Below are 5,681 nucleotides of genomic sequence, written 5' to 3' on the forward strand. Positions count from 1 at the left end.
CAGGAAGTGAATCACGAACGTCGCCTCACTGGAATCCCCTCTCGATTCAACCTGAGCGTCCGACGCTCTAATGTCTGCGCTGTAAACGCAAAAGTCCGGCCGAAGCCGGATTTTTGTCGGAAAATCGTTCGGATCGGCGTCGTCAGCTCAGGCGCTGACGCGGATATCTTCCGGCTCGCGCAGCACGTAGCCGCGACCCCAAACCGTCTCGATGTAGTTCTGGCCGCCGGAAGCGGCGTCGAGCTTCTTGCGCAGCTTGCAGATGAAGACGTCGATGATCTTCAGCTCCGGTTCGTCCATGCCGCCGTAAAGGTGATTGAGGAACATTTCTTTCGTGAGCGTGGTACCCTTGCGCAGCGAGAGCAGCTCCAGCATCTGGTATTCCTTGCCGGTCAGATGCACGCGCTGGCCACCGACCTCAACGGTCTTGGCATCGAGATTGACCACCAAGTCGCCGGTGGTGATGACCGACTGGGCATGGCCCTTGGAACGACGCACGATAGCGTGGATGCGGGCGACCAGTTCGTCCTTGTGGAACGGCTTGGTCATATAGTCGTCTGCGCCAAAGCCGAGGCCGCGTACCTTGTCCTCGATGCCGGCCATGCCGGAGAGGATAAGGATCGGCGTCTTCACTTTGGAAAGGCGAAGTGTTCTCAAGACCTCGTATCCCGACATGTCAGGGAGATTGAGGTCGAGAAGGATGATATCGTAGTCGTAGAGCTTGCCTAGGTCGACACCTTCTTCGCCGAGATCGGTCGTATAGACATTGAAACTTTCTGATTTCAGCATCAGCTCGATGCTCTGTGCGGTTGCACTGTCATCTTCTATCAGCAGAACACGCATTTCATTCCCCTTTTCTGCTGCCGGACCATTTTATGACCCGTCCAGGACCGGAGCAGTGATTGCCTGAGCAGAGGCTGCCATCGAATGGTTAACAAAACCTAATTCCGTGCCATTAACGGTATCAGATTTTTTAACCCCTTTCTACACCTTGTTGAATCTAAAAGCGAATCACAGAACCAAATCGCTAAGGCAGAACATTAAAAAGCCAGACTAAGTGACTCCAGAGACTCGCTGGCCGTGCTTCCGCATCGAGAGCCGGAATTTTTACCCGGCCTTAAGTCCTGAGCCGTATGATTAACAATGCCCGTAAACGAATGGTTACCGCCGGCAAAAAACTTTAGGAATTTGTTTCCCATAGTTCCGGTAAAGTCGGTGGAAGCGGGTTGAAGACTGAGTTTGCAGGTGGATTGGACGATATGTGCAGGTGTGCGTTTCCAGGAGTACCGAATCATGAAGCCACGTGAAAACCTCGTTCGGCTGAAGCAGTTTCAGGTGAACGAGAAGCGGCGGCAGTTGCTGCAACTCGACATGATGATCGCCGAATTCGAGCGCATGGCTGTCGAACTGGAGCTCCAGATCTCCGCCGAAGAAAAGAAAGCCGGCATCACCGACATCAATCATTTTGCCTATCCGACCTTCGCCAAGGCAGCGCGCCTGCGCCGCGACAATCTCAGAAATTCGCAAAGCGACCTCGCCCAGCAGCGAAGCGTTGCCGAATCACTGCTCGGCGAAGCCGAAGCGGAGCTTTCCAAAGCAGAGATGCTCGAATCACGCGACACCAAGGTGCGCGACGCCGAGACCGGCGGCCGCAGCGCCATGATCGGCTGAAAACAAGGCCCTAAGGCCAATCACCGACCAGCGAGGCCACCGCTCATTGGTCGAGCAGCCGCCAGTTTCAGGCCTACGCTGCCAAATCCCATTGATGTTCCATGACCTTGTCGGACTGAGCAGCGGTTCTGACCATCTTGCAAGCGTCGCGCCGCCCCTCATCTGGCTGCCGCCATCTTCTCCCCGTGAACGGGGAGAAGGACGCCGTCGCCAATCTCCAGCGTCGCAGAAAGAGCGCCAAGGCTGCGGCCAGCTTCTTTCTCCCCGATTACGGGGAGAAATGCCCGGCAGGGCAATGAGGGCGGCGCGACGGTCGAAACAAAGTCGCCCCGGCCAAACAGTGCTTGCGCACCACGCGCCATGCTGGCGCACACGCAAAAAAGGCGCGGAGTCCGCGCCCTTGTCTTCTTCAAACCAGCCTTAATGCCGATATTGCTGGATGCGCGTCGTGCGCAGCCCGGCAAGGCCATATTCGTCGATCGACGCCTGCCAGGACAGGAATTCCTCGGTGGTCAGCTTGTAGCGCTGGCACGCCTCTTCGAGGCTCAAAAGCCCACCCCGTACAGCCGCCACCACTTCCGCCTTGCGCCGGATAACCCAGCGACGTGTGTTCGTCGGCGGCAGATCGGCAATCGTAAGGGGGCTGCCGTCAGGCCCGATAACATATTTGACGCGCGGTCTAACAAGATCGGTCATCGTACTCTCTACTAAAAACTCAAAGACCCAATCCCCACCACATTACCGCCACAGCTTTAAAAATTGCCTAAGCGAACCCTAATAGCTAGGTAAGGATCATGAACGCCGCGTTAGTCTTTTCGTCGGCATTTGAGGCATCTGCTCGCAAGCGCCGAATCCATTCTAAAAAAATCTGCTGGTTCGCGAAGCTGGCGCACCCGGAAAGCTTGACCTATATTCCGGCCATTGGCATTCAAGCGCCCTCATCAGGGCGCCGTGCAGAACGAAAGAACCATGAACAGCCTCGACCTTCCCGGACGTCCCGAAGATACCCGCGTCGTTGTCGCCATGTCGGGCGGCGTCGATTCGTCGGTGGTTGCCGGCCTTTTGAAGCATGAAGGCTATGATGTCATCGGTGTCACGCTGCAACTCTACGACCATGGCGCGGCAACGCACCGGGCCGGCTCGTGCTGCGCCGGCCAGGACATCGACGATGCCCGCCGCGTCTCCGAGACACTTGGTATTCCGCATTATGTGCTCAATTACGAGGAGCGTTTCCGCAAGGCGGTGATCGACCCCTTCGCCGAGAGCTATGTAGCCGGCGAAACGCCGATCCCTTGCGTCTCCTGCAACCAGACGGTGAAATTCGCCGACCTGCTGGCAACCGCCAAGGAACTCGGCGCCGACGCGCTGGCGACCGGCCATTACATCCGCTCCGGCGCCAACGGCGCCCATCGCGCACTGTACCGGCCGGTCGACGCGGACCGCGACCAGAGCTATTTCCTGTTCGCCACCACGCAGGCGCAGATCGATTATCTGCGCTTTCCGCTCGGCGGCCTGTCGAAGCCGCAGGTTCGCGCGATCGCCGAGGAAATGGGGTTGACGGTCGCAGCCAAGCAGGACAGCCAGGACATCTGCTTCGTGCCACAGGGCAAATATTCCGACATCATCGCCAAGCTGAAGCCAACTGCTGCCAATCCGGGCGACATCGTCCATATCGACGGCCGCGTGCTCGGCCGCCATGAAGGCATTTTGCGCTACACGATCGGTCAGCGCCGCGGCATCGGCATCGCCTCGGGCGAGCCGCTCTACGTCGTCCATCTCGACGCTGATCGGGCCCGCGTCGTCGTTGGCCCGCGCGAGGCGCTGGAGACGCACAAGATCTATTTGCGCGACATGAACTGGCTGGGCGACGCTGCACTGTCCGACATCCCGGCGGCTGGGCTGGAGCTTTTCGCCAAGGTCCGCTCGACACGCCCGCCGCGCCCGGCCGTGCTGCATCACAACGCCGGCATCACTTCGGTGGAACTGGTCGACGGCGAGTCCGGCATCGCGCCCGGCCAGGCGTGCGTGCTCTATTCCGACGACGGCAACGAGGCCCGCGTGTTCGGCGGCGGCTTCATCGAGCGTTCCGAACGTGGCGCCGAGGCCGAGGCGATGCTGACGCGGCTGGCGGCCCGGCCGGCGCAGGTTCCCGCCGAATAGACGATAATCCCGATTCTATCGGGATGGATCAGGCTCTAATACAGCCGCACTTTCTCTCAGGAAGGCGATCCGGTATGGGCAACCGTGCCAGCGGTCAGGATACGCAGCACCCTGATGGCTTCCTCGCCGCTGGTACGCGGTTCTGCCCGCGTCTCGATGCACTGGAGGAAATGCTCGAGCTCTCGCGTCAGTGGCATGCCCTCGCCCACCGCCACATAGGACGGCTCGTTGGTGGTGAAGGCCCATTGGCCGCTGTCTTGCCATACCGCGTGGCGGTAGACGGCGAGCTTGCGTTCCCACGGCTCGACATCGTCGAACACCGCCATCGCCTTGGTGCCGACCACGGTCAGCCGCCGTTCGCGGTAGGGATTGAGCCGCGACGCGAAGAGATGGCTGCGCAGACCGTTGGGAAAGCGCATGTGCAGATGCGCGAAATCGCTGAGATTGTCGAGGAGCGCTGCCCCCTCGCCACGCACCTCGATCGGTTCCGTGCCGGTGATGGCGAGGATCATCGACAGATCGTGCGGCGCGAGGTCCCACAGCGCATCGTTCTCGGTGTGAAACTTGCCGAGCCCGAGCCGGTGCGAATGGATATAGCGGACCTCGCCGAGCTCACCATTGTCGATCAGCGCCTTCAACGTCTCGAAGGCTGGATGAAAGCGCAGCACATGGCCGACCATGAAGACGCGGCCATTGTCGGCCGCCGCCTTCACCGAGCGCTCGGCATCGGACACCGTCAGCGCGATCGGCTTCTCCACCAGCACGTCCTTGCCGCCCTGGACGGCGCGCACCGCCATATCGGCGTGGAACTGCGGCGGCAGCGCCATGACGATGGCATCGACGTCGCTGCGGACAAACAGCGCTTCCGGCTCGATCGCCAGGCAATCCTGCTCACTGGCGAAGCCTTCGGCGCGGGCAGGGTTGACGTCCGAGACCGCGTGCAGCGCGCCAAGCGCCTTGAGGGTGCGGATGTGGTTGCTGCCCCAGTATCCGCAACCGAGGACTGCAATGCGCGGTTTCATCAATTCCAACTCTAGAATTTCGTGGCCGAGACATAGCGGCGCGCCCCGCCGAACTCAACCCCGGCATTTCTGTGCCCACTTATCTGCCCGGCAATGCTCTCCGGCCACTAGAGCGAGTGCGTCCGCTTGGACGCACAAGGTACACGTCTCAAGACGGTGAGCCTTCGCATGGTTACGGAAGATCGATTCCGATTTTCGCAAAGCACGATGCGATAGAATGTGCCGGCATGCCGGCTGCATCGATGCTTGACAGGCTTGGCGTCCCAACCTTATATCCGCCCGACCTTGGCGAACGCTTCGACATGCCGTCTGATTTAAGGCGGATTTCGGACCTTTCGCCGCCCTGGCGGGGTAGCTCAGTTGGTTAGAGCACGGGAATCATAATCCTGGGGTCGGGGGTTCAAGTCCCTCTCCCGCTACCACCTTTCCCCATGTGTCCGGTACAAAACGTCACCCATGTCTCAGGTCGGGCACCACTCCGGCTGCGGCAAGAATGCGGGATGGGGATTTGCCAAGCCGAAGCAAACGCCGCACTGGTTCTGTTTCGAGCACCGCGCTGAGGGTGAGCGTTTTCTGTAGACGGCAGTTGTCCGCCTACGTCACCGTTTCGCGGTGTCAGAATCCCGCTCGTCGCGTCTGAGGAACTCGGTGGTGACCGTGCCAAGTTTGCTTTCCAGCCAGTCGGCCATCGCCTCTTCTTCGCGCAGGTTTGCTTTGCACGCGCTTTCGGTCTCGGAATCGCCGACCTCGCCGGCTGCGGCAATGAGCATCTTGTAGCTGGCGATTTCCATATGCTCGAACGTGTAGCTGGCTAGCGATCCTTTCATC

Annotated in this window: 6 protein-coding genes and 1 tRNA gene; 3 read left to right on the top strand and 4 right to left on the bottom strand. The window is 60.0% G+C overall.

Features of this window, described 5'->3' with window-relative positions; all coding sequences use genetic code 11:
• Positions 1-147: 147 nt before the first annotated feature.
• Positions 148-843: a response regulator transcription factor CtrA gene (gene ctrA / locus AC0L25_RS31990; protein ID WP_006203583.1), complete on the bottom strand. Its 696-nt coding sequence runs from the start codon at positions 841-843 to the stop codon at positions 148-150.
• Between the two features lie 450 nt (positions 844-1,293).
• Between ctrA and AC0L25_RS31995 the strand changes: the two genes are divergently transcribed.
• Positions 1,294-1,671, top strand: a complete 378-nt coding sequence (locus tag AC0L25_RS31995; protein WP_473599116.1) for a flagellar export protein FliJ — start codon at positions 1,294-1,296, stop codon at positions 1,669-1,671.
• A gap of 420 nt (positions 1,672-2,091) precedes the next feature.
• Here AC0L25_RS31995 and sciP read toward each other — a convergent pair whose 3' ends face one another.
• Positions 2,092-2,367 carry a CtrA inhibitor SciP gene (gene sciP, locus AC0L25_RS32000; protein WP_006203587.1) on the bottom strand — a complete coding sequence of 92 codons (276 nt, stop codon included), beginning with the start codon at positions 2,365-2,367 and terminating at the stop codon, positions 2,092-2,094.
• A 273-nt stretch (positions 2,368-2,640) separates the two neighbouring features.
• Between sciP and mnmA the strand changes: the two genes are divergently transcribed.
• The gene (mnmA, locus tag AC0L25_RS32005; RefSeq protein WP_473599117.1) at positions 2,641-3,831 is read left to right on the top strand and encodes a tRNA 2-thiouridine(34) synthase MnmA; all 1,191 of its coding nucleotides are present in this window, start codon (positions 2,641-2,643) and stop codon (positions 3,829-3,831) included.
• Between the two features lie 56 nt (positions 3,832-3,887).
• Here the strand turns inward: mnmA and AC0L25_RS32010 are convergent, their stop codons facing one another.
• Positions 3,888-4,853: a Gfo/Idh/MocA family protein gene (locus AC0L25_RS32010; RefSeq protein ID WP_473599118.1), complete on the bottom strand. Its 966-nt coding sequence runs from the start codon at positions 4,851-4,853 to the stop codon at positions 3,888-3,890.
• A 345-nt stretch (positions 4,854-5,198) separates the two neighbouring features.
• Between AC0L25_RS32010 and AC0L25_RS32015 the strand changes: the two genes are divergently transcribed.
• A tRNA-Met gene (locus AC0L25_RS32015) sits at positions 5,199-5,275 on the top strand.
• 177 nt (positions 5,276-5,452) lie between these two features.
• On the opposite strand, the gene AC0L25_RS32020 is transcribed toward AC0L25_RS32015, so the two are convergent.
• Positions 5,453-5,681 (bottom strand): DUF892 family protein (locus tag AC0L25_RS32020; RefSeq protein ID WP_473599119.1); only part of this gene is annotated, 229 nt, incomplete at its 5' end.

Source organism: Mesorhizobium sp. WSM4813, from assembly GCF_055811555.1.

Bases quoted from the DNA above. Each gene is read 5' to 3' on its own strand.
- sciP (WP_006203587.1), bottom strand. From the start codon at position 2,367: ATGACCGATCTTGTTAGACCGCGCGTCAAATATGTTATCGGGCCTGAC.
- AC0L25_RS32010 (WP_473599118.1), bottom strand. From the start codon at position 4,853: ATGAAACCGCGCATTGCAGTCCTCGGTTGCGGATACTGGGGCAGCAAC.
- AC0L25_RS31995 (WP_473599116.1), top strand. From the start codon at position 1,294: ATGAAGCCACGTGAAAACCTCGTTCGGCTGAAGCAGTTTCAGGTGAAC.
- ctrA (WP_006203583.1), bottom strand. From the start codon at position 843: ATGCGTGTTCTGCTGATAGAAGATGACAGTGCAACCGCACAGAGCATC.
- mnmA (WP_473599117.1), top strand. From the start codon at position 2,641: ATGAACAGCCTCGACCTTCCCGGACGTCCCGAAGATACCCGCGTCGTT.